18 protein-coding genes and 1 other RNA gene are annotated in these 22,990 nt (G+C 41.9%); 15 read left to right on the top strand and 4 right to left on the bottom strand.

Features of this window, described 5'->3' with window-relative positions:
* Positions 1 to 10: 10 nt before the first annotated feature.
* The 3 genes from rnr to ssrA all read left to right on the top strand — a co-directional run bounded on the left by rnr (position 11) and on the right by ssrA (position 3,393).
* Positions 11 to 2,380 carry a ribonuclease R gene (gene rnr / locus ACIQXQ_RS01120; protein WP_402954475.1) on the top strand — a complete coding sequence of 790 codons (2,370 nt, stop codon included), beginning with the start codon at positions 11 to 13 and terminating at the stop codon, positions 2,378 to 2,380.
* Positions 2,381 to 2,439: 59 nt separating this feature from the next.
* Positions 2,440 to 2,907 (top strand): SsrA-binding protein SmpB, encoded by a 468-nt coding sequence (gene smpB, locus ACIQXQ_RS01115; protein ID WP_402870780.1) that lies wholly within the window; start codon positions 2,440 to 2,442, stop codon positions 2,905 to 2,907.
* Between the two features lie 123 nt (positions 2,908 to 3,030).
* Positions 3,031 to 3,393, top strand: a transfer-messenger RNA (tmRNA) gene (ssrA, locus tag ACIQXQ_RS01110).
* Positions 3,394 to 3,573: 180 nt separating this feature from the next.
* On the opposite strand, the gene ACIQXQ_RS01105 is transcribed toward ssrA, so the two are convergent.
* Entirely contained in the window at positions 3,574 to 4,371 is a 798-nt protein-coding gene (locus tag ACIQXQ_RS01105; RefSeq protein WP_402954472.1) for a DUF2935 domain-containing protein, read from the bottom strand.
* A 268-nt stretch (positions 4,372 to 4,639) separates the two neighbouring features.
* Here ACIQXQ_RS01105 and ACIQXQ_RS01100 point away from each other — a divergent pair, with 268 nt between their 5' ends.
* Both ACIQXQ_RS01100 and ACIQXQ_RS01095 read left to right on the top strand, forming a co-directional pair.
* Positions 4,640 to 6,295, top strand: a complete 1,656-nt coding sequence (locus ACIQXQ_RS01100) for an FAD-binding dehydrogenase (RefSeq protein WP_402954469.1) — start codon at positions 4,640 to 4,642, stop codon at positions 6,293 to 6,295.
* A 414-nt stretch (positions 6,296 to 6,709) separates the two neighbouring features.
* Positions 6,710 to 7,699, top strand: coding sequence for a nuclease-related domain-containing protein (locus ACIQXQ_RS01095; RefSeq protein ID WP_402954466.1), 990 nt, complete (start codon positions 6,710 to 6,712; stop codon positions 7,697 to 7,699).
* Between the two features lie 15 nt (positions 7,700 to 7,714).
* Here the strand turns inward: ACIQXQ_RS01095 and ACIQXQ_RS01090 are convergent, their stop codons facing one another.
* The 3 genes from ACIQXQ_RS01090 to fdhF all read right to left on the bottom strand — a co-directional run bounded on the left by ACIQXQ_RS01090 (position 7,715) and on the right by fdhF (position 12,312).
* Positions 7,715 to 8,764: an Mrp/NBP35 family ATP-binding protein gene (locus ACIQXQ_RS01090; protein ID WP_402954463.1), complete on the bottom strand. Its 1,050-nt coding sequence runs from the start codon at positions 8,762 to 8,764 to the stop codon at positions 7,715 to 7,717.
* A gap of 123 nt (positions 8,765 to 8,887) precedes the next feature.
* Positions 8,888 to 9,361, bottom strand: coding sequence for a helical membrane plugin domain-containing protein (locus tag ACIQXQ_RS01085; RefSeq protein ID WP_402870812.1), 474 nt, complete (start codon positions 9,359 to 9,361; stop codon positions 8,888 to 8,890).
* A 17-nt stretch (positions 9,362 to 9,378) separates the two neighbouring features.
* A complete protein-coding gene (gene fdhF / locus ACIQXQ_RS01080) occupies positions 9,379 to 12,312 on the bottom strand; it encodes a formate dehydrogenase subunit alpha (protein WP_402870815.1) in 2,934 nt (977 codons plus the stop codon).
* A gap of 335 nt (positions 12,313 to 12,647) precedes the next feature.
* Between fdhF and ACIQXQ_RS01075 the strand changes: the two genes are divergently transcribed.
* The 10 genes from ACIQXQ_RS01075 (at position 12,648) to ACIQXQ_RS01030 (ending at position 22,926) form a co-directional block, all read left to right on the top strand.
* Positions 12,648 to 13,010, top strand: coding sequence for a Na-translocating system protein MpsC family protein (locus ACIQXQ_RS01075; protein WP_402870818.1), 363 nt, complete (start codon positions 12,648 to 12,650; stop codon positions 13,008 to 13,010).
* A gap of 61 nt (positions 13,011 to 13,071) precedes the next feature.
* Positions 13,072 to 13,869, top strand: coding sequence for a formate dehydrogenase accessory sulfurtransferase FdhD (gene fdhD, locus ACIQXQ_RS01070; protein ID WP_402954459.1), 798 nt, complete (start codon positions 13,072 to 13,074; stop codon positions 13,867 to 13,869).
* Positions 13,870 to 14,184: 315 nt separating this feature from the next.
* On the top strand, positions 14,185 to 16,254 hold the full coding sequence (locus ACIQXQ_RS01065) for a Na+/H+ antiporter (RefSeq protein WP_402954456.1): 2,070 nt from the start codon (positions 14,185 to 14,187) through the stop codon (positions 16,252 to 16,254).
* Between the two features lie 328 nt (positions 16,255 to 16,582).
* Positions 16,583 to 17,635: a Delta(5) desaturase DesA gene (desA, locus tag ACIQXQ_RS01060; protein ID WP_402870829.1), complete on the top strand. Its 1,053-nt coding sequence runs from the start codon at positions 16,583 to 16,585 to the stop codon at positions 17,633 to 17,635.
* Between the two features lie 93 nt (positions 17,636 to 17,728).
* On the top strand, positions 17,729 to 18,847 hold the full coding sequence (locus tag ACIQXQ_RS01055; protein ID WP_402954453.1) for a sensor histidine kinase: 1,119 nt from the start codon (positions 17,729 to 17,731) through the stop codon (positions 18,845 to 18,847).
* Between the two features lie 11 nt (positions 18,848 to 18,858).
* A complete protein-coding gene (locus ACIQXQ_RS01050; RefSeq protein WP_402870835.1) occupies positions 18,859 to 19,467 on the top strand; it encodes a response regulator in 609 nt (202 codons plus the stop codon).
* Positions 19,468 to 19,585: 118 nt separating this feature from the next.
* The gene (gene msrA / locus ACIQXQ_RS01045; RefSeq protein ID WP_402954450.1) at positions 19,586 to 20,107 is read left to right on the top strand and encodes a peptide-methionine (S)-S-oxide reductase MsrA; all 522 of its coding nucleotides are present in this window, start codon (positions 19,586 to 19,588) and stop codon (positions 20,105 to 20,107) included.
* Positions 20,108 to 20,262: 155 nt separating this feature from the next.
* Complete coding sequence (locus ACIQXQ_RS01040) at positions 20,263 to 20,958, top strand: response regulator transcription factor (RefSeq protein ID WP_402954447.1); 696 nt, start codon at positions 20,263 to 20,265, stop codon at positions 20,956 to 20,958.
* Positions 20,955 to 22,310 carry a sensor histidine kinase gene (locus ACIQXQ_RS01035; protein ID WP_402954444.1) on the top strand — a complete coding sequence of 452 codons (1,356 nt, stop codon included), beginning with the start codon at positions 20,955 to 20,957 and terminating at the stop codon, positions 22,308 to 22,310. Before ACIQXQ_RS01040 ends, ACIQXQ_RS01035 begins: the two co-directional genes overlap by 4 nt.
* Positions 22,311 to 22,374: 64 nt before the next feature.
* A complete protein-coding gene (locus ACIQXQ_RS01030) occupies positions 22,375 to 22,926 on the top strand; it encodes a PepSY domain-containing protein (RefSeq protein ID WP_402954441.1) in 552 nt (183 codons plus the stop codon).
* Positions 22,927 to 22,990 lie beyond the last annotated feature (64 nt).

Here is a 22,990-nt window from a genome sequence, read left to right as displayed (position 1 = left end):
GAGGGTTTTTATGGAAGATAATATTCAAGAACATATAAATAAGCTTCTGACATACATGAAAGATGAAGCATATAAGCCACTTACGGTACAAGAATTGGAAGAGGCCCTTAAAATCGAAGACTCGGCGGACTTCAAGAATTTCGTGAAGGCACTAGTTAAGATGGAAGAAAAGGGATTGGTGGTCAGGACGAGAAGCAATCGTTATGGCCTGCCTCAAAAAATGAATCTATTCCGAGGTAAGTTAACCGGACATGCAAAGGGATTTGCCTTTGTGACGCCGGAGGATAATCCGGGAATGGATGATATTTTCATCCCGCCGAATGAAACAGGAACAGCGATGCATGGAGATATTGTCATGGTCCGGGTTTCTTCGGAAACATCTGGTTCAAGACAGGAAGGTACAGTCATCAGGATCCTTGAACGTGGGATCAAACAAGTGGTCGGTACATATTCTGAAAGCAAAAGTTTCGGATTTGTCATTCCAGATGATAAGAAAATCGCCAATGATATCTTCATCCCCCAGCATGCTTCCCATGGAGCGGTGGAAGGGCATAAAGTTGTCGTCAAGCTTACCTCTTATCCGGAAGGACGCGTCAGTGCGGAGGGGGAAGTCATTGAAATCCTCGGTCATAAAAATGATCCAGGTGTAGACATTCTATCCGTCATCCATAAATATGGCCTTCCAATGGAATTTCCTGAAGATGTGATGGAGCAGGCTAATGCCGTTTCAGATACCATTAAAGAATCCGAAATTGGAAACCGCCGGGATCTACGAAATGAAGTATTGGTTACGATTGATGGAGCAGACGCGAAGGACTTGGATGATGCTGTTGGGGTTACTAAACTCGAAAACGGCAACTATAAGCTTGGCGTACATATTGCCGATGTCAGCCATTATGTGACAGAAGGTTCACCGATTGATAAGGAAGCTCTTGAAAGAGGGACGAGCGTGTATTTGGTTGACCGGGTCATTCCTATGATCCCGCACCGTCTATCGAATGGGATTTGTTCATTGAATCCGCAGGTCGATCGCTTCACGTTATCGTGTGAAATGGAAATCACACCGGATGGGGAAGTCGTTTCACATGATATTTTCGATAGTGTCATTAAAACGACGGAACGGATGACATATGGAAATGTGAACAAGATTCTTGTCGAAAAAGACGAAGAACAAATGGAACGCTATGAATCCCTTGTTCCAATGTTTCAGAATATGGAACAATTGGCTGCCATCCTTCGTAAAAAACGGATGAATCGCGGGGCCATCGACTTTGATTTCAATGAGGCCAGAGTGATCGTTGATGAAGAAGGCCACCCGACGGATGTAGTTTTACGTGAAAGATCAGTTGCAGAGAAATTGATTGAAGAATTCATGCTTGCTGCTAATGAAACTGTTGCTGAACATTTCAACCGTCTTGATGTGCCATTCATTTACCGTATTCATGAAGATCCGAAACCGGAAAAGTTACAACGTTTCTTTGAATTCATCACGAACTTCGGATATATCGTCCGTGGATCTGCCAATGATGTACATCCAAAGGCCTTGCAGGACATCATCGAAGCCGTTGCTGGTAAGCCGGAAGAAACGGTCATCTCGACCGTCATGCTCCGTTCCATGCAACAAGCGAAATATGATCCGGAAAGCCTGGGTCACTTTGGTCTATCGGCCGAGTTTTACACTCATTTCACATCACCGATCCGTCGTTACCCAGATTTGATCGTCCACCGTTTAATTCGGACGTATTTGATTGAAGGGAAACTTGATGAAGCGACTAAAGAGAAGTGGAATGCCATTTTACCGGATATCGCGGACCATACATCGAAACGCGAACGTCGCTCCGTTGACGCGGAACGAGAAACGGATGATTTAAAGAAAGCAGAATATATGCTTGATAAAATCGGAGAAGAATATACAGGGATCATCGGCTCCGTTACGAACTTCGGAATGTTTGTCGAGTTGCCGAACACCATCGAAGGGCTTGTCCATGTCAGCTTCATGACAGACGATTACTACCGCTTTGATGAGCGTCAGCTTGCAATGATCGGGGAACGGACAGGAAAAGTGTTCCGGATTGGCGACGAAATCGACATTCGGGTATCCAACGTCAATAAAGAAGAACGGGCGATTGATTTTGAAATCATCGGCATGAAAGTAAGCCGTCCGCGTCCTTCAGGCGAGAAGAAAATCTTCAAGGCCAATTCAGGTCCAGGCGGCCGAAAGCGCAAAGGCGGAGATTCAAGAGGATCGGAACGCAAAGGCGGCCGTAGTGGTGACACCCGAAACGGTGGAGCGTCTTCTGACAAAAAGCCGAAAAAGAAGAAAAAGTTCTTTGAAAATGCGCCGGCAGCGAAGCGTAAAAGAAAACCTAAAAAGAGATAAAACGGAAGAGAGGATGATCCAGTCATCCTCTCTCCGATTGGATAAAAGGGGAGAGTTAGATGCCAAAAGGCTCAGGAAAGCAATTAGCGCAAAATAAAAAAGCGTACCATGATTTTTTTATCGAACAAACATTTGAAGCGGGTATCGTATTAAAAGGGACCGAAATCAAGGCCATCCGTGCAGCACGGCTGAATTTGAAGGATGCCTTTGCCAAGATAGAAAACGGCGAAATCTACCTTTACAATATGCATATCAGCCCTTATGAGCAGGGGAACCAGTTTAACCATGATCCTTTGCGGACAAGGAAGCTTCTTTTACACAAGAAGGAAATCAATAAACTGATCGGTGAGACGAAGGAAACGGGTTACACCATCGTCCCATTGAAAATGTATTTGAAAAATGGCTTCGCCAAGGTTTTAATCGGGTTGGGTAAAGGGAAGAAACAATATGACAAGCGTGATGACCTGAAGAAGAAAGAAGCAAAACGTGATATCGAGCGTGCTTTCCGCGATCGTCAAAAGATGTAGGGTTACCAAGACCTTACAATTGATTTTTTGATTCAATCTGTTATAATTAAACCTGTACCGATGACAACTGAATATCAGCCAACTTGCTGACTATTCTTTTCTCGTACGCTCCATTCTTATCATGGGGACGTTACGGATTCGACAGGGATAGTTCGAGCTTAAGTTGCGAGTCGAGGGGATCGGCCTCGTTAAAACGTCAACGCCTATAACTGGCAAACAAAACAACAACCTAGCTTTCGCTGCGTAACAACAGACGTTAAGCTGTTCCTCCCTCCATGGCCCACGTGGTAGGGTAAGGGACTCACTCTAAGTGGGATACGCCGGAATCCACCGTCTGAGGATGAAGGAAGAGACCAATCAGACTAGCTGCTCTGCCGCCTGTCGATAGGCTAATGAGTTCGCGAAACGCGAATATATCGACTACACTCGTAGAAGCTTAAGTGCCGTTATGTCTGGACGTGGGTTCGACTCCCACCGTCTCCACCAATACATATATTGGTGGTTTTTTATTTTGTCCTTAATATTACCCCTAAAATAAATTTGTTAGTAAAAAACCCAAGCGCCATAGAGTGCTTGGGTTAGTTTGTCGAATGAAGCATGCAAACCATATTAATAAAGTGCTGGGGATATCCTTCTTCCTCAGCACTTTTCATTAGAATATTATTTTCACTCTTTAATCCGAGGTTTAGTAGGATCACAGTTTGGTGTATCAAGATTTGCCGATTCACTTAACTTCATTAGATAGTAACATTCTTCACGTAACATATGGTCCGCCATTAACGGGGCAAATGTCCCTAATGCTTGATTACTTAGCTCCAGCTCTTCGATTTCTTGTAAAAACCCCTGAAATAATTTTATTTCTAACTGGGTGTCTGAATTGAATTTTACCAAAGCGGGAAACTCAGTTACATTCGTTCTTAAATAGCCTGCCATTTCAACAGCTTTTAAGTAAAAATCCTCAAAATGCTTCGTGAATGAATCACTTTTCTCTCTTAATCTCTTTTCAACACTGTCTAAATTGGATGAAATCGTATCTGAATGACCGGCAGCATCTAATAACCATACAAGATGATGATGTAGTTCATGATAAATAGGGGGAACTTGCCCTTCTTTTAAATAGTTTAAAATTCGTAGATATTCTTCTAATTCATTTATCATATGATTAATAAAGGTGGGGGCAAGGTGAATCTTGATTTTCCCGATAAGATGTTTTCTTAATAAATCTAATTTAAATTCCCGAAGTTTGATGGCCTCTACTTCAGCTTTTGCCGTTAATTGCATGAGATCATTTGATTTGACATCATCCAGAAGTTTATCAAATCTCCGAATAAATATGGAAGCTTTTTCAATTTCCTCCTTTTGAACAGGTGCTAAAGCTTCATAAATAAATCTAGAATGATCACCTAAGATTTGAAGCCAAAAAGAATGTTCAAATCTGGCTGTCTTTTCAAAACCATCATTCATACGGATGCCCCCCTTATTAAAAAAATACCCATTCAATTTTGATATATATTCATTTATAAGGGGAAGATTCTTAAATCATGTATATCCAGTATAGGAATGTGAAGGAATCTAATTGCCGTAAAGTTCAAATGGGAAGCTTAATTGTCAGACAGTTAGGTGCTTTTTTATGTGTAAGAAGGAAATCGAGACTTAAGCAGGGAATATAGGGACTTAAGTAATAATATTATAAACGGATACATAGTCTTTGATTTAAATCGGGGGAATATAAATGGAAATGGACGTAATCGTTGTCGGAGCTGGTCTTGCAGGGTTAGTGGCCACGGCGGAGCTAGCTGATGCCGGGAAGCGGGTTCTACTTTTGGATCAAGAACCTGAAGCGTCTATGGGTGGGCAGGCATGGTGGTCTTTTGGTGGTTTATTCCTTGTGGATTCACCTGAGCAGCGTAGGCTTGGAATCAGGGACTCTAAGGAACTTGCTTGGCAGGACTGGTTGGGGACCGCTGGTTTTGATAGGGAAGAGGACGAAGATTATTGGGGCAAGAAATGGGCGGAGGCGTATGTCGACTTCGCTGCCGGGGAAAAAAGGGAATGGTTATCTGCCCAGGGTATACGCTTTTTTCCGGTAGTCGGCTGGGCTGAGCGTGGTGGCTATCTGGCTGAAGGCCATGGCAATTCGGTTCCGCGGTTTCATATCGTATGGGGGACAGGGCCTGGCATCGTTAAACCGTTTGAAGAGAGAGTTCGCAGGGCAATGGAAAAGGGGCTTGTCGACTATCGACCCCGCCATCGGGTCAATGAATTGATGACGGAAAATGAGGCGGTAATCGGGGTGGGAGGATCGATACTCGTTCCAAGCTCGGCAGGCCGAGGTGAGGCGAGTTCCCGGGAAGTGGTCGGGGATTTTACATTTCATTCGAAGGCTGTCCTTGTCACAAGCGGTGGAATTGGTGCCAATCATGATTTGATTAGAACAAACTGGCCAGCTCGACTTGGGAAAGCACCGAAGACGATGATTTCCGGTGTACCGGAGCATGTGGACGGAAGGATGCTGGCCATCACGGAAAAAGCGGGTGGGAGGATCGTCAACCGCGACCGGATGTGGCACTATACGGAAGGAATCAAAAACTGGGACCCGGTTTGGGATAAGCATGGGATTCGCATTCTCCCAGGTCCGTCGTCGCTTTGGCTGGATGCAAAAGGACGACGATTTCCAGCCCCGAATTTTCCTGGGTTTGATACGCTGGGGACGCTTGAGGCGATCCAGAAGACCGGATATGATTATTCCTGGTTCATCTTGACGCAGAAAATCATTGAAAAGGAGTTTGCATTGTCAGGTTCTGAACAAAACCCCGATTTGACGGGGAAGAGCATTCGAAAGGTTCTATCTCGTGTACTGCCCGGTGCTCCAGCTCCCGTACAAGCTTTTATGGATAAGGGTGAGGACTTTGTCATTGCAGGTACAGTATCGGAACTAGTAGACGGGATGAATAAGATTACTGGGGAGAACTTACTGAGTGCTGAAGAGATTGAAAGGCAAATTTTAGCGAGGGACCGGGAGATTGACAACACATTCACGAAAGACCTGCAGATCACGGCCATGCGTGGGGCGCGAAGTTATATCGGTGATCGATTTGTGAGGGTGGCTTCTCCCCATAAAATTCTGGACCCCAAAAAGGGCCCGCTGATTGCTGTACGGTTACATATAGTCAGTAGAAAGACGCTGGGAGGATTGCAGACGGATTTATCTGGTCGAGTCCTTAACGCAATAGGAGAGCCAGTGCCAGGACTTTATGCCGCGGGGGAAGTATCCGGATTCGGAGGTGGCGGTGTCCATGGCTATCGCTCCATGGAAGGGACATTTCTGGGTGGGTGCCTATTCTCGGGGCGACAGGCTGGACGTGCGATTGCAGATAATATAGATTGATGGACTTGCCTGGGCGCTGGTCCTTTTTTTGTCGAAAAATCGATATAATATGCAATTGCGAAGATAAAATCCTGTTTGTGAAGATAAATATTCGGAAAGGGAAGATAAAGTCCTTAATTTGGTTGATATAACACTTTCACAATTAGAATCCAAAGTTTGAAGATAAAACGTCAAAGGACGGACTGTAATATCAGCAAGTCCTTAATGAAATTTATCTGATATTGTCGAAAAATCGATATATCAGATAAATGGGAAGATAAAAGAGCAATTACCGAAGATAAAATCCCGTTTGCGAAGATAAGTATTCGAAAAGCGAAGATAAAACTCATTCGGAGGATATAAATCAAGAGTTTAAAGGAATATCACGTTCTGCCATAGAATTTATGGAGAGAATAACAAGATTGGAGTGATCAAATGATTATAAAGGAACGTAAAATCCCGCTTTCTATCCTGAAATTACAGGCTTTGTTGCGCAGGCTTCCACCAGCCCATCCGAAAATCCTCTTTATTATGAGTGAACTTAGTAAAAAGGAAGCTGGCTATAGGGGAGAGTGCGCTATCGATTTTCCTTTGAGTTTTCTTGAAACGAAGGAGTATTTCATATTCCATGATATCAGGTTACAGGATCAAACTCGTTTTTTCCAAATTGATACGTTATTACTATCCAGAAAATTCATCCTCATCATCGAAGTGAAGAATATAGCAGGTTCCCTCTATTTCGATTCCACTTTTAATCAGCTCATACGGACGAAAGACGGAAAAGAGATGGGGTTTCCAGATCCCCTGATTCAAATTGAGCGTCATGAATCACAATTGAAGAGTTGGCTTATGAAACATGGGCTGACAGAACCCCCAATTTACTCTCTGGTCGTAATTAGTAATCCCCAAACAATTATCCGCGCAAATCCTGAAAACCGAAATCTTCATTACAAAGTCATCCATCGTGATACCCTACCTTTTAAAATCCACCAAATCGAAAAATCCATCAACCAACCAAGTCTCAGTGATAAAGAATTGAAAAAAATCATCAAAATCATCAATAAGCATCATATTGAAGCGGATGCTTCCGTTCTCGAACGGTTCAATCTTTCCATGGAGGACCTTATAAAAGGAGTCATCTGTGAGAAGTGTTTGATGTCTCCATTATTGAAGCAGCGTAGGGAATGGAAATGCTCCAGGTGTGAGCACGAGAGTAAAGACGGACATATTCGAGCGTTAAAAGATTATTATTTCCTACTCGGTCCCACGATAACGAATCGACAATTAAGGGAGTTTTTACGTATTTCATCTTCTGCTAGTGCGACGAGAATTTTGCGTTCCATGAATCTTGTCAGTGAGGGGATGAATAAGGGGAAAGTGTATAGGTTGCCTTTCGAATATGAAAAAGAGGCTGACTCCAATTGAGCCAGCCTCTACCTATTAGGATTGATTAACTAAGTCTTCCGCTAATGATGCGAAAGTTTCACCAATGTAGGATTCTTCATCAAAAACGTTGGCGTCGTTGTTTTCTTTACGGTTCGAGAATGGGATGGTCGCGATCACTTCTGTTCCAAGACGTTTCGCAAGCATTTCTCCGCCGCCTTTTCCGAACAGGTAGTTCTTCGATCCATCTTGTTCTTCAAAGTAAGCCATGTTTTCGATTATACCGACGATTTCGTGTTTCGTATGCTTGGCCATTGCACCTGCTCTTGACGCAACAAAAGAGGCGACATTATGTGGTGTAGTTACGATGATTTCTTTACCTTGTGGAATCATGGCAGCAACATCGATCGCTACGTCACCTGTACCAGGAGGTAAGTCAAGCAACATGTAATCTAATTCTCCCCAGTGCGTGTTCACAAGGAAGTTTTTGATCCACTTGTTCAGCATTGGTCCGCGCCACATTACAGGGTTATCATCGGCTGCAAAGAAGCCCATCGACATGACTTTCACACCATGGCTCTCAACCGGGATGACAGTTTGGTCAATCATCGTCGGCTTTTGGGTGATGCCCATCATTGCAGGAACGCTGAATCCGTAAATGTCAGCATCCAGAATACCGACGCGCTTGCCTAGACGTGCTAGTGCAACCGCAAGATTGATTGTCACGGTAGATTTACCGACGCCGCCTTTACCACTTGTGATGGCAATGAACTTCACGCCTGAATCAGGAGCAAGCATCTTTGGCATACCGGTTTCGGTCGTCGCATTGCCTTTTAATACTTTCGTCAATGTTTCCCGTTCTTCTTTGGTCATTGAACCAAATTTCAAGGATACACTTAAAGCACCGATTTTTCTTAAAGAGCTCTCGATATCTTCTTGAATCTTAGCTTTTAGTGGGCATCCTTGAATGGTTAGGACTACTTCTAGTGAAACATGTCCCTCCATGATGTTAATGTTTCGAACCATATTCAGTTCAACGATACTTCTATTCAATTCCGGATCTTGAACGTGTTTTAAGGCATCTATGACGTTTTCTTTTGTTAGCATTTCATCCGTCCTTTATAGTTATTATTTTAAAAAAGACTCAAAAGAGGCTGATGCCTCTTCTAAGCCTTCATTCTATTTATTGTTTACATTCGACTTGGGGATAGTCTGTTTAAATTATTGTTACTATTTTAGTTCTTTACCCATTCCTTTTAAGAAATGGACGCCGAAACCAATTGCTCGATTAATGTCGGGGTCGTTCAATACTTTTACTAAACTCATCACACCGATTTTTTTATCGGTCTCAATGAATTTGCTACCTTCATCGATGCCGGCAAGTGCGCTGCTAAGAAGCTTTGTCACTTGGTCGGTATCAGCCTTCATCAAGGCTCCAGTTGCACCCATAAGCGTATTGATTAAGTTGGTTACGGGTTCTCTGGTTACTTGTCCAAGAGCGACTTTTGCTATTTGTTCTTTTCCTCTAAGCATAGAAGTGGCGGCATCAAGCACGCCAGAGTCGTTCAGCTCACCGAGGATGTTAAACAGACTGTTTAACACCTCTTCATTATCGGTGACTAGCATTTTTAGTTCTTCGATTTTCTGTAACTTGATATCTTCCTCTGTTATAGGATTATGGATTTCCGTGATAGGAGCTGCCATGATCTTTACCCTCCTTATTATTTATCAGTTAAGTGTACATAACCCGGACGTGCCCACTTACGTTGAACCTCAACACCATTTTGAGGATGACGTTTTTTATTACGTGGGTTAGATCCCGGCAATGGAATTTCTCCGCTTTCTTTAAGCACTTCCATACGTACCTTTGTTTGTTTATAAGCAGGTGTACTTGTACGTTGATCATATATAGGACCAGTCAGGAAGTTGATGGCTGAATCCTTGTCGACTGAATTCATCGGAAGGAATAGTTCATTTTTCTTCACTCGGTCTGTAATAAGCACTCTTAATTTGACGGCACCATATGGTGATACCAATCGAACTAATCCGCCATCACTCACTTGACGTTCCTTGGCTAACTCCGGAGAAACTTCAACGAAAATGTCAGGAACTTTAGATTGAATTCCGTTTGATTTATTCGTCATGTTTCCTTCATGGAAATGTTCAAGCATACGTCCATTATTGATATGAAGATCGAATTCTTCAGGGAATTTATGTGGTTCTACCCAGTCAGCTATAGCAAAGCGAGCTTTTTTATCAGGGAAGTTGAAGCCATCCGTATAAAGAAGCGGTGTGCTTGATCCATCATGACTTCCCCATAGGAAGCTGTTCCAGCCTTCAAGTACTTCGTAATTGGCTTGGCTGAAAATAGGTGACAGGCTTGCCATTTCATCATAGATGTCACTAGGATGAGTGTAATTCCAATTTGCACCTAAGCGGTTAGCGATTTCTTGGGTGATTTCCCAGTCCGCTCTAGAATCTCCCAAAGTAGGAAGTGCTTTATATAGACGTTGGACACGGCGCTCTGTATTCGTGAATGTTCCATCCTTTTCAAGAGAAGGAGCTCCCGGTAATACTACGTCTGCATATTGGGCTGTTCTAGAAAGGAAGATATCTTGAACAACAAAGAAGTCTAGGCTTGATAATACTTTATCCACATGGTTTGCATCAGAATCAACAAGTGCCATATCTTCACCGACAAGGTACATCGCTTTCATGTCGCCTTTTTCAATGGCTTCCAGCATTTCAATATTGTGCATACCTGGTTTGTTGTCAATTTTGACACCATATGCTTCTTCGAATTTAGCACGGGCAACATCATCCGTAACACGTTGGTATCCTGGTAGGAAGTTCGGTAGAGTTCCCATATCACAAGCACCTTGAACGTTATTATGGCCACGAAGCGGATAAGCTCCAGCCCCTGGACGACGGTAGTTACCTGTAGCCAATAGAAGGTTAGAGATGGCAGCCGACGTATCGGAAGCACCAGTGTTTTGTGTAACACCCATTCCCCAAAGAATACAAGTACCATCTGCATCGCGAATCGCTTCTGCAATTTGGATCAATGTTTCTTTTGAAATTCCTGTGTTTAACTCTGCATAATCAAGGGTATATTTTTCTAGTATCTCTTTATAATCGTCAAAGAAGTGAACATTTTCATCGATGAATTCTTGATCATGCCAGCCTTGATCGATCATATATTTAGTAACGGCCATCAACCAAACTTGGTCAGTACCTTGTTTTGGACTGATATGGATGTCAGAACGCTCAGCCATTTCGTTTTTACGTACATCGGCAACGATCAGTTTTTGTCCGTGTAGCTTATGTGCACGTTTTACGCGTGTGGCTAGAACAGGATGTCCTTCGGCTGGATTTGCACCGACGATGATGACAAGTCCTGCTGCAGCGATATCTTTAATCGTACCAGCATCTCCACCCATACCGACTGTGCGGAATAATCCGTCTGTCGCAGGAGATTGACAATAACGAGAACAGTTGTCGACGTTATTCGTTTCGAACATTTGACGTGCTAATTTCTGAATCACATAGTTTTCTTCATTCGTGATTTTAGATGAAGAAATGAATCCTACGGAATTGCCACCGTATTGTTGTTTGATTGAACCAAGTCTTGATGCAACCAAGTCAAGGGCTTCATCCCAGCTTGATTCAACGAATCTACCATTTTTACGGATCAATGGTTTAGTGATACGTTTTTCAGAGTTTACGAAATCCCAACCAAATTTCCCTTTAACGCAAGTGGAAATCGCATTAACTGGTCCTTCATGCGTAGGTTGAACTTTAAGGATTTTGCGCCCTTTTGTCCAAACTTCGAATGAACAGCCGACACCACAGAACGTACAAACCGTTTTCGTTTTCTTCGTACGTGTATCACGCATAGCTGCTTCTATATCAGAAACAGGGAAAATTACGCTGAAATCAGGCTCGACATCTTTAACTAGGTCGATCATTGGTTCCATAATATCTTCTTTCATGGCTGTCATGAAGCCAGCCTCTCCAAGCATGGATTTCTCCATTAACGCATTACATGGACAGATAGTTACACATTGTCCGCAACCCACACATGATGAATTATTGATTTCAGTTCCTTCATCCCAAATAACACGTGGACGTTCTGCTTCCCAATCGATGGATAGCGTTTCATTAACCTGTAGATTTTGACAAACCTCTACGCATTGTCCGCAAGCGATACATTGGTTCGCATCATAGCGGTAGAATGGATGGGACATGTCCACAGCCAAATCCGGTGTAGTTTTAGGCGTAAAGTCTTGGTGCGGGATTTCCATTAATTCTACAGTGTTGTGCAGTTTACAGTTGCCGTTATTATTGTCACAAACTGTGCAATATAATAGGTGATTCTCAAGAAGACGATCCATCGCTTCATTTTGTGCTGCTTTTGCACTTGTTGAATCCAATGAGATATCCATGCTGCTATCGACTTTTGTCGAGCATGATCTAACAAGTTTCCCATTCACTTCCACGATACACGTATCGCATGTTTGAATCGGGTCCACTTCAGGAACATAACAAACCTGTGGATGGGCTATCTTATTTTCATTGATAACTTCCAAGATTGTCGATCCAGTTTTTGCTTTATAATCCAAGCCATTGATTTTAATAGTAATTGAATCGCTCATAATTTTTCCCCCTCTTATTACCAAAAAACACGAAAAAAACCACCATGATTACACCTCTGTCTCTGAACAGTGATGTAAGTCATGGTGGAAAAGTTTAAAAGCAAATCTTGCCAATATACCAATCCAAACCATTATATAAATGATGGATAAAAGATAGAAACATAACAAATCTTATTATGTGACCAACTTTCACAAAGGTATTATACCTTTAATTATAAAAAGAAACAATCAGTATGAGAAAAGTAGTTATTTTCAATAAACTTTTTTTTTTAATCTTATTGCTTTATGATAAGGAAATACTAGATGAAATATCATATGTTAGGAGCGAAATCAAGATGTCAAAAGTAATCCATGAATTCAATGATATGATTCGAAAGCTCCGAAAAGAACTATTCGGAAAAGGGCCAGAGCGTATTCATACGGTTTTTGTAGATAATATGGCTGTTTCCACGCTATATGGGAATTTGACTCCGACGGAAATATTCATTTCGAGTACGGAAGAGGGCAAAGACATGGTTCATTCAGCTAGGACAAAAATGATTCAGGATCTTTATTCGGTTGCTCCTCCAGAGGGAATGGAAGAGTTGGTCGGTGCGAACCTGGTTCATTTGTTTTCTGATATTAAAGTGAAGGAAAATATAGCCATCTCTGTGTTTGTATTTGACCAGGACATAGCAGGAAAACTAAAATCGAACTGATATCATTTTACTGTTTTATATAAGGGGCATGAAGTTCGTGTAGATAATGAGGAGTGAAGGCATGAAGGAGATAGAGAAAAAACGGGGGATCATCCGCATTAGCAAAGGGGAAGTCCAGCAGACGGAAGACAAGGTTGTGACGGAATTTCCCGTTACAGTGAAGATAAATGGGCAAGAGTTCGTGACGATGGTATGTACACCGGAATACATTGAAGATATGGTCATCGGTTATTTAGCCTCGGAAGGGATTATCCGTAAATATGAAGAAATCAAAGAAATTTGGTTTCAGGAAAAAGAAGGATATGTTCACGTCAAAACGGATAAGCTGAATCCTTATTACCAAGAGTTTCAGAATAAACGTTATATTACTTCATGCTGTGGAGGAAGTAGACAAGGTTTCGTCTTCGTAAACGATGCTCTGACCGCCAAGAAGATGGAGAATATGACGGTAAGGCTAACACCGGAAGATTGCTTCCGCTTAATGAAGGACCTGCAACAGTCCGCGGTGACGTTCCAACAAACCGGTGGTGTCCATAATGCGGCATTGTGTGATGTGAATGGGCTTGTATTAAGCCGAATGGATATCGGGCGCCATAATGCATTGGATAAGATCTATGGGTATTGCTTGAAGAATGGTATATCTTTAGAAGGAAAAGCGATTGTATTCAGTGGGCGCATTTCATCGGAGATACTGTTGAAAGTGGCGAAGATCGGATGCGAGTTGATCCTTTCTAAATCCGCACCAACTGAATTGGCGTTGGAGCTAGCGGAAGGGTTGGGAATCACTACCGTCGGATTTATCCGTAATGATTCGATGAATATTTATACTTGTCCTGACCGGATTCAACTAAATGAATAGAAGTTATTAGACCCGAGTGGATTGCTGATCCACTCGGGTTTTATTTTGACGTCTTTTAGCTGCAAATGAAAAATCAGTTGATAATAAAATGAAACTTGAAAGTTGTCATACCTGTTTGTAATGAATAACTAAGGGGTATATCAATTATCGTTAATACAACAAAATATGCATGATTAATGCGAGAGTTTCTTTTAAAAGATATACACATTATAAGTAGGGACGATTTTTAAAAGTGGTGATATCGCTTTAAAATATCTCTGCTTTTTTACCTTTTTAGAGGCAACCGTACAAAATATTAGAAGATAGGAGGATTCTATGTCATTTTTAATCACTTTGCTCGGCTTATTAGTTTCCACAATAGTCGCTACAATCTTAAATGCTAAATGGCCTCGTATTCCGCTCCCTATATATCAGATAGCCATGGGGGCAGTCATTTCATTTTTACCGCTCCACTTATCATTAGACTTTCATTCTGAATTATTTATGATTTGTATTATTGCTCCCCTCCTATTTACAGAAGGAAAAAACACATCTCGGAAAGAAATGCTTGAGTTGCGTAAGCCGATTCTGTTATTGGCATTTGGGTTAGTATTCGTGACTGTTTTTGCAGGTGGCTTTTTTATCCACTGGTTAATTCCAGATATGCCTTTGGCTGTGGCTTTTGCCTTAGCAGCGACCATTACCCCAACGGATGCAGTAGCGGTACAATCCATTACAAAAGGCTTGAAATTGCCCGGAAACATGATGCCCATCCTTGAAGGAGAATCGCTTTTCAATGATGCAGCCGGAATCGTTGCTTTTAAAGTGGCTTTGGCAGCTGCATTGACGGGCGTCTTTTCTATAAAAGATGCTTCGCTTAATTTTTTATTTGTGTCTTTAGGTGGGATTATTATAGGTCTCCTTCTGGGCTATTTAATCGTTAAATTGCGATTGTTCCTACGGGTTCATGGACTAGAGGAAATTCCTATGTCCATTGTTATTGAGCTGATTACACCATTTGTGATTTATATGGTTGCTGAAGAGTTCCATGTTTCTGGAATCTTAGCAGTGGTTACCGCAGGAGTCATACATGGCATTGAGCGGGATCGCCTTCAGAGTTCCACAACCAAGTTGCAAATTATATCTACGAATACATGGTCTGTATTAGGTTATCTTTTGAATGGTCTTGTATTTACTTTATTAGGATTCATGATACCGAGTGTTTATCAGGAAATTGAGTCCAACTTAAATAGGGGAACTCTTTTTGGAATTAGCGTCTTGATTGTACTTTTATTATTGGTGATCCGTTTTATTTGGGTATACATTCTTCATGATACTTTCACGAAAAACAGAGTGAATCCATTGGAACAATTTATTATGTCCAGGGTTCATCCTGAAGATAATAACGTTGTGGATGATAAGAATGTGTCAAAATCGCGATATGCCCTTTTGGCATCAGTTTGTGGCATACATGGTACCATAACTTTAGCTACCGCTTTATCCATACCAACTTTAATGCCGGATGACACGGCGTTCCCGATGCGTAATACAGTCTTATTTATCGCGGCCTGTGTAATTTTGCTAAGCGTCTTTTTGGCTACATTTCTTTTACCGATATTAATAAGGAAACCGACTGAATCTGAGGATGAACGTCTTACTACTGAAGAAGCTTATAAAATTGTGTTAAATAAGACAATCCAACTGCTGAGTAAAGAGGCAACCATGGATAATCAGAAAGCGATTCATCAAGTAATGGAAGATTTAAATGAACAATTGATAGATTTGGAACGTGGAATAACGAAAAGGCCGGATAATAAGACCATACAGGATTTGATGAAGCTAGGGACCAGCAAGGAAATGGAAGTCGTTTTTGGGTTAGTTCAAAAAGGGGCTATCTCCGAAACAACTTTTGAGCTTTATAAGGTGTATGTTTCAAGAACGTTAAACTATATGCAAAAATCACCTCTGAAAAGAGCGTGGATTAATTGGAAGACCCTCTTTATCAAAAACAAGATCAATGTCAAATGGGATAAAAAGTGGGAAAACAAATTAGAGAACTCTATTAATAAAAATGCGGACCTGATCCGGGAGTTCCGTAAAGCACAAAAAGAGGCACAAAAAGAAGCGATGATGGTAATCAAACAACAAACTACTCCAGAAAACCGTCATGAAGTCATGCTGGTCATTCAAAGATATAATCATTATTTGAATCCATTCGGAACACTAAGTGAAAAAGAAGTAAATCGTTTCGAAGAGATGGTCAGTCGTTTTCAATTGAATGCGATGCAGATCGAACGTGATATCATTCAGCAAATGGTTGAAGAGGATCAAATATCCACTAAAACAGCAACGGAGCTTAGACAAAACTTGGTTTATGATGAAATGCTCATGATCCAAAGTCAGTAAATTGATGATTCCCAGTATGTGTTTCGGCCGTTCGAGGTGAATCTGCTTTTTTCTGGAATATCAGGTAGGTTCTTGTCATTTCCACCATTTCATGCGTAAAACAAGAAAAAAAGGAAATAATAGGGTGGTTAAATGCGACTGTAAGACGGGTATATGACAGATGTCATATGAGTTCATTGACGTTTATGACTACAGTAGGTTGAAGAATGTAACTATAATTGAAATATAGAAAAGAAAACATTCATCACTACTATATAGAAGTTGATTCATGCCATTGAATAGACGTTATTGAAACACTCCATATTTTTTACATTTTAAGGAGGAAACTATGAGTAAACACGATCAAAAGCAGTTAAGAAAAGAAGTTGCGCCTTTTGAAAAGTCGAATACGAAATCAAGCGTGAAGCAGATCATCAATACATTTCCACCATTTTTTCTACTCTGGTTCTTGGCTTACCAGAGTTTGAGCATTTCCTATTGGCTGACACTGGCATTCGCCATTCTTTCTTCAGGGTTCGTCATCAGGATTTTCATCATTTTCCATGATTGCTGTCATTCCTCTTTTTTCAAAAGCAAGAAAGCGAATAATATCCTAGGTACGATTAGTGGGATTGTCACTTTATTTCCTTATGAACAATGGAAGCACAGTCACTCGATTCACCATGCAACAAGTAGTAATCTGAACAAACGTGGCACAGGCGACATTTGGGTCATGACGGTTGATGAGTATGTTGCGGCTTCATTCTGGGGACGTCTTGCTTACCGTTTATACCGGAATCCGATTGTCATGTTTGGATTAGGACCTTTTTATCTATTCCTCGTGACCAATCGTTTGAATGTTAAGGGAGCAAGAAAAAAAGAACGGATGAATACGTATCTTACAAACGCGGCTATCGTGTTGATATACGGCCTATTATGTTTGGCAATCGGTTGGCAGGCATTCCTTATGATTCAATTACCGATCCTTTTTGTATCGGGTTCACTGGGCATCTGGTTGTTCTATGTTCAACATCAGTTCGAAGATTCTTATTTTGAAGAAGAATCTGATTGGGATTATGTGAAGGCAGCTATAGATGGAAGCTCTTATTATAAGCTTCCAAAGGTTTTACAATGGGTAACGGGTAACATCGGTTTCCATCATGTGCATCATTTAAGCCCTAGAGTGCCGAACTATAATCTGGAGAAAGTCCATGATTCGACGCTGCCCTTACAACAGGCTACGACGATCACGCTCGGCTCAAGTTTGAAATCTCTCCGTTTCCGCTTATATGATGGAGAAAATAAAACGTTTGTAAGCTTTAAAGAAATTAAGGAACGTTTGAATGCAACGAAAACTAAAGTTGAAATGACTTCTAAACGACCAAGTTTACAAGAAAAATAAATATCCCGTCAAAAAACCATTCAGTTTCGATTGAATGGTTTTTTGACAAAACTTCGTAGTATATACTAGAAGGAAAAGGAACAGAGGGACGCTATGCAAAGTTGGTATCATATTTTTCCGAAGAATACTGGATTAAGCCCGTATGTCTGGATCATTTTCTGTATTCTTCCTTTTTACTTCATTTTTAGATCATCCTCGATGTCCGAAATCATCTTCGGTATAATTATGATCATTTTATTTTTCATCTCCTACGGATTTTCGTTCGCCTCCAAGGGATGGGCCGTATATGTTTGGACAGGGATACAAATTGCCATTTCCATATCGATGACCATCTTTTTCGGTTTTATTTACTTTTCTCTTTTTCTAGCGTTCTTCGTAGGCAATGTTCAAAATAAGGTAGGCTTTTTTGTCTTATATTCGGTTCAACTATTGGCTACCATCGTGTCCGTCAATATTGGGTTCATCATGAAAGACCCCATATTCTTTTCACAGTTTCCCTTTATGCTCATTTGTATAGTGGGTGTGATTCTACTCCCGTTCAATACGTATAATCGAAATAAGCGGGATAAGCTAGAAGAACAGCTCGAAGATGCCCATAAGCAAATTTCGGAACTCGGGAAGATGGAGGAACGTCAGCGTATCGCGCGTGATTTGCATGATACATTGGGGCAGAAGCTTTCACTGATCGGATTGAAAAGTGACCTTGCTGGAAAGTTGATTGATTTGAATCCTGAGTCGGCTAAGAAAGAGATCAAGGATATACGTCAAACGGCGAGGACAGCGTTAAAAGAAGTGAGGGAAATGGTGTCGGAAATGCGTGGGGCTAAGCTTAGCGACGAAGTCATTCGGGTCAAGCAGATTTTGAAAGCTGCCCAAATAGGCTTTGAGTTGGATGGTTCTACGGATTTACGAGCAACACCCTTATTTGTCGAAACGGTTTTGAGCATGTGCATAAAAGAAGCCGTGACCAATATCGTTAAGCATAGTAAGGCCACGCTATGTAAAATTTCCATTGAAGAATTGAAGACGGGCGTAATGATTAAAGTCGAAGATAATGGGGTGGGTCTTACTCAAACTTCGGATTTCTATAAAGGAAATGGACTTCAAGGTATGAAAGAAAGGCTGGAGTTTGTGAATGGAAGCCTGGACATAGAATCAAACAACGGGACCATCGTTTATATAAAGGTTCCGAATGCAATTAAAAATGAATAGGTGGGATTAATTTGATTCGAATCGTGATCGCTGAAGACCAGCGGATGTTACTCGGAGCGCTTGGGTCCATCCTCGACTTGGAAGAGGATATGGAGGTTGTCGGAAAGGCCAGCGATGGAGAAGAAGCCATGAATCTCATAAATCGATTGCAACCAGATATCTGTGTCACGGATATAGAGATGCCAGTGAAAACCGGACTGGATGTTGCGGAAGAGATTAAGAATAAAGGAATCCAATGTAAGGTCATCATTTTGACGACATTTGCCCGTCCCGGTTATTTTGAAAGAGCCAGAAAAGCTGAAGTGGGCGGCTATTTACTTAAAGATAGTCCAAGTGAAGAACTGGCCAATTCCATCCGTGTCATCATGGATGGAAGGCGCATCTACGCCCCAGAGCTTGTGGATATGGCCTTTGAAGAAGAGAACCCATTGACTGAACGAGAAACGCAAGTGCTTGGGCTGATAGCGGACGGAAAGAATACAAAGGAAATTGCCAACCAGCTTTTTCTTACCAATGGGACGGTCCGGAACTATATTTCGGTCATTCTCGATAAACTCGATGTCAGTAATCGTGTGGAAGCGATTGTTCGGTTCAAGGAAAAAGGCTGGTCTAAAGATTAAATAGGATGGGCCATATGGCTTATCCTATTTCTTATGAAATCAGCAACCACTACATAAAACAAATGGTTATGGTATATTGGTTTTTATTACATTAGATGAGTAAAGGGGGACGATTGGTATGGAAAAGGCAATATTTGCTGGTGGTTGTTTTTGGTGCATGGTTACACCATTCGATGAACTGCCAGGCATAGAAGGCATCATCTCTGGTTATTCAGGTGGACAGGTTGAAAACCCTACCTATGAGGAGTTGAAAACGGGGACGACGGGGCATTATGAAGTTGTTGAAATTACGTTCGACCCTCAAGTTTTTGCTTATGAGAGATTGCTTGAATTATATTGGCAGCAAATTGACCCAACCGATGATGGAGGACAATTCCATGACAGAGGAAGCCAATATCGGACGGCCATTTTCTATCATAATGAGACACAGTACCAATTAGCTCTTGAATCCAAAGAGCGACTAAGTGCAAGCGGAAAATTCAAGAAACCGATCGTTACGGAAATCCTTCCGGCCCAAACTTTTTATCCTGCTGAGGAATATCATCAGGATTATCACAAGAAAAACGAAAAACATTATAAAGAGGACCGTGAGAAATCTGGCCGTGACGAATTTATCAGTCAGAATTGGACGGGTAAATAATTCATCTCGATTCCCAAACCTCTTGTTTCAATATGAAAGCAGCCCTCTTCTAGAAAGATGGCTGTTTTCTTTTTAATCTTTTCAATGGGAATCGTCCATTTCTCATGATATTTTCATATTTCTTCAGTACACTAAGATTTAGGCGGTGTTGAATGATGGATAAACGAATTTTGATCATAGAAGATGAAGAGAAAATCGCAAGGGTGCTGACGTTGGAGCTCAACCATGAAGGGTATCAAACCGAATCGGCTTTTACCGGAAAAACAGGACTCGAGAGGGCGGAAGCGCAAGACTGGGATTTGATTTTACTGGATGTGATGCTCCCTGAGTTAAATGGGATCGAAGTATTAAGACGATTCAGGAAAAAGAATGTTCATACGCCGGTCATCCTTCTGACGGCAAGGGATGCGGTACCGGATAAGGTGAATGGGCTTGATCATGGAGCGAATGATTATGTAACCAAGCCTTTTGAAATAGAGGAATTGCTGGCCAGGATCCGTGCGTGCTTTAGGAGCCAAACTGGCGGCGGCATTAAAGATGTAAAAGAGGATAGTCTAACGATTCACGATTTACAATTGGAACTGGGCACAAGAGATATCCTACGTGCCGGTAAGCGGATTGAGCTGACTTCCCGTGAATTTGATTTGCTGGTCTATCTTTTGCAAAATAAAAATCAGGTTCTGTCACGAGATCAGATCATCTCCCATGTATGGGGATATGATTTTTCTGGAGATACGAATGTGGTGGATGTGTATATCCGGTATTTGCGTAAAAAAATCGACTATCCTTATGATGTGCCTCTCATTCATACTTATCGCGGTGTGGGGTATAGCCTGAAGGAGCCGCTATGAAGATCCGGACAAAAATCCAATGGTACTCGAGTTTGTTTTTGACCATCATGCTGGTCTTGTTAAGTGTCTTCGTCCTCGTTGCTTTTCTTTGGATTTCTATCGAGCGGGAACAGGATATACTCGAAAATCAGGCAAAGCTACTAGAAGAAAACGTAAAGGTGGGAGCTCTCTTTTCCGGAGATTCAAAGGCGATTGAGCCCTATACGCCGGACGATGGGATGGTGCGGATTTTCAATTCGAACGGTTCCTTGGTAAATCGCTTTGTTGATGAAGATGGACTTGAGGAGCTAGCGGTGAAATCATTTGACGATAAGGGGTATAACTTCGCAAAAGTGGATGGTGAATACGTATTGACTTACCGATCGCCCTATCCGGAGGAAGGCGCTCCGTCGGGGATGATAGAGGTCACCCAAATACAGGATGCCCTCCTTGAACAGTTATCCATGCTGGCGCTTGTGCTCGTTGGTTCATCCTTATTTGTCATTCTCTTATCGGTTATCGCCGGGAAGTGGTTGGCAAACCTTATCCTAAAACCGATTTCCATCATGAGCCGGACCATGTTGGATATTGAGGAAAGCGGAGAATTCAAAGAGATCCCATTGCCGGAGAAATCAAAGGATGAACTTCAGGTAATGGGGGTTGCGTTTAACAGGATGATTGGAAGACTTGAACGGAACTTTAATCAGCAACAGCAATTTCTTTCGGATGCCTCGCATGAACTGAAAACGCCGATAACCGTGATAGAAAGCTACGCTTCCTTATTAAAACGTTGGGGCATGAAGGATGAGGCGATTCTAGAAGAGGGAGTTGAGGCGATTCATCATGAAGCGCTCCGGATGAAGCAGCTGACGGGACATCTACTGAAGGCCGCTTCCCAAACGGAACCGTCTTCCGATATGAAGGAAGAGATCGAACTGATTTCATTTTGTGAGCAAATTGCCCAAACGTTCAGACGGACTACGGAACGGGAAGTGACTGTCAGTTCAGAGCTTTCTTCCATCCATACGGAGACGGTTTCAAGTAAGCTCGAACAGATTCTTATAATCTTATTGGACAATGCGATGAAATATAGTGATTCAGCGATTCACATTTCCATTCATGTGAAGGACGGAAGACTGTTGATAGAGGTACAGGATCAGGGTGTAGGCATTTCTGAAGAGCATCTGCCGCACGTGTTCGAGCGGTTTTACCGGGTAGATTCCTCACGGGCAAGGAAAACGGGGGGGAATGGGCTCGGTCTATCGATTGCTCGCTCCCTAGTTGAGTCTCTTGGAGGAAGATTGGAGATTCAAAGTGAAAAGGGAACGGGTACAACCGTCACGATTAGTCTTTCTCATCAAATTCTAATCTAGCATTCATGGTGGCCTCATAGAGAATGGTTATCCTTAAGGTACAACTTAAAGGAGGAATTCATTCATGAAAAAGACATGGGGCAAAATAAAAGAAAACATCAACAAAAGGAAAAAAGCGATCATAACGATATCAGGGGCAGCGGTTTTACTATTCGGTGGTGTTGCCGGAACGGCAGTGTATGCGGTCAACCAGGGAACGTTATCTGAAAAGGATGCTATCAACATGATATCTGGAGAACTTGGTGGCGAGGTTGTCCAAGTCGAAAAAGAGTGGGACGAATATCCGATCACGTATGACATGACCGTTAAAACGGAAGAAGGTTATCAGGATGTGGAAGTCGATGCGAAAGAGGGGACGGTCCTATCTCAAGAGATGGACGATGATCAGGATGAGGACGCATTGATCCAGGAAGCTTTGAAAACGGCAAAAATCAGCATGGAAGAAGCTGAAAAGATCGCCCTGAAGCAGGTGGAGGGTCAAATAACGGATCTAGAAGCGGATATGGAAAATGGCATCCTTGTTTATGAATTGGAAATCAAGCAAGACCAGAAGGAATACGATCTAGAAGTTGACGCGAATACAGGCAAAGTGTTAAAAGTGGATTTGGACGATTAAAAAGACCGGGCTGCCTTTCAACAAGAAGAAGCACCTATTAGCTTAATGACTGATATAGGTTCAC

Origin of the sequence: Peribacillus sp. NPDC097198 (assembly GCF_044762055.1) — a bacterium.
In the GTDB taxonomy this organism is placed as follows: domain Bacteria; phylum Bacillota; class Bacilli; order Bacillales; family DSM-1321; genus Peribacillus.
Note: the sequence above shows the minus strand (reverse complement) of the source record. Positions and strands in the feature narration are given on the sequence as shown.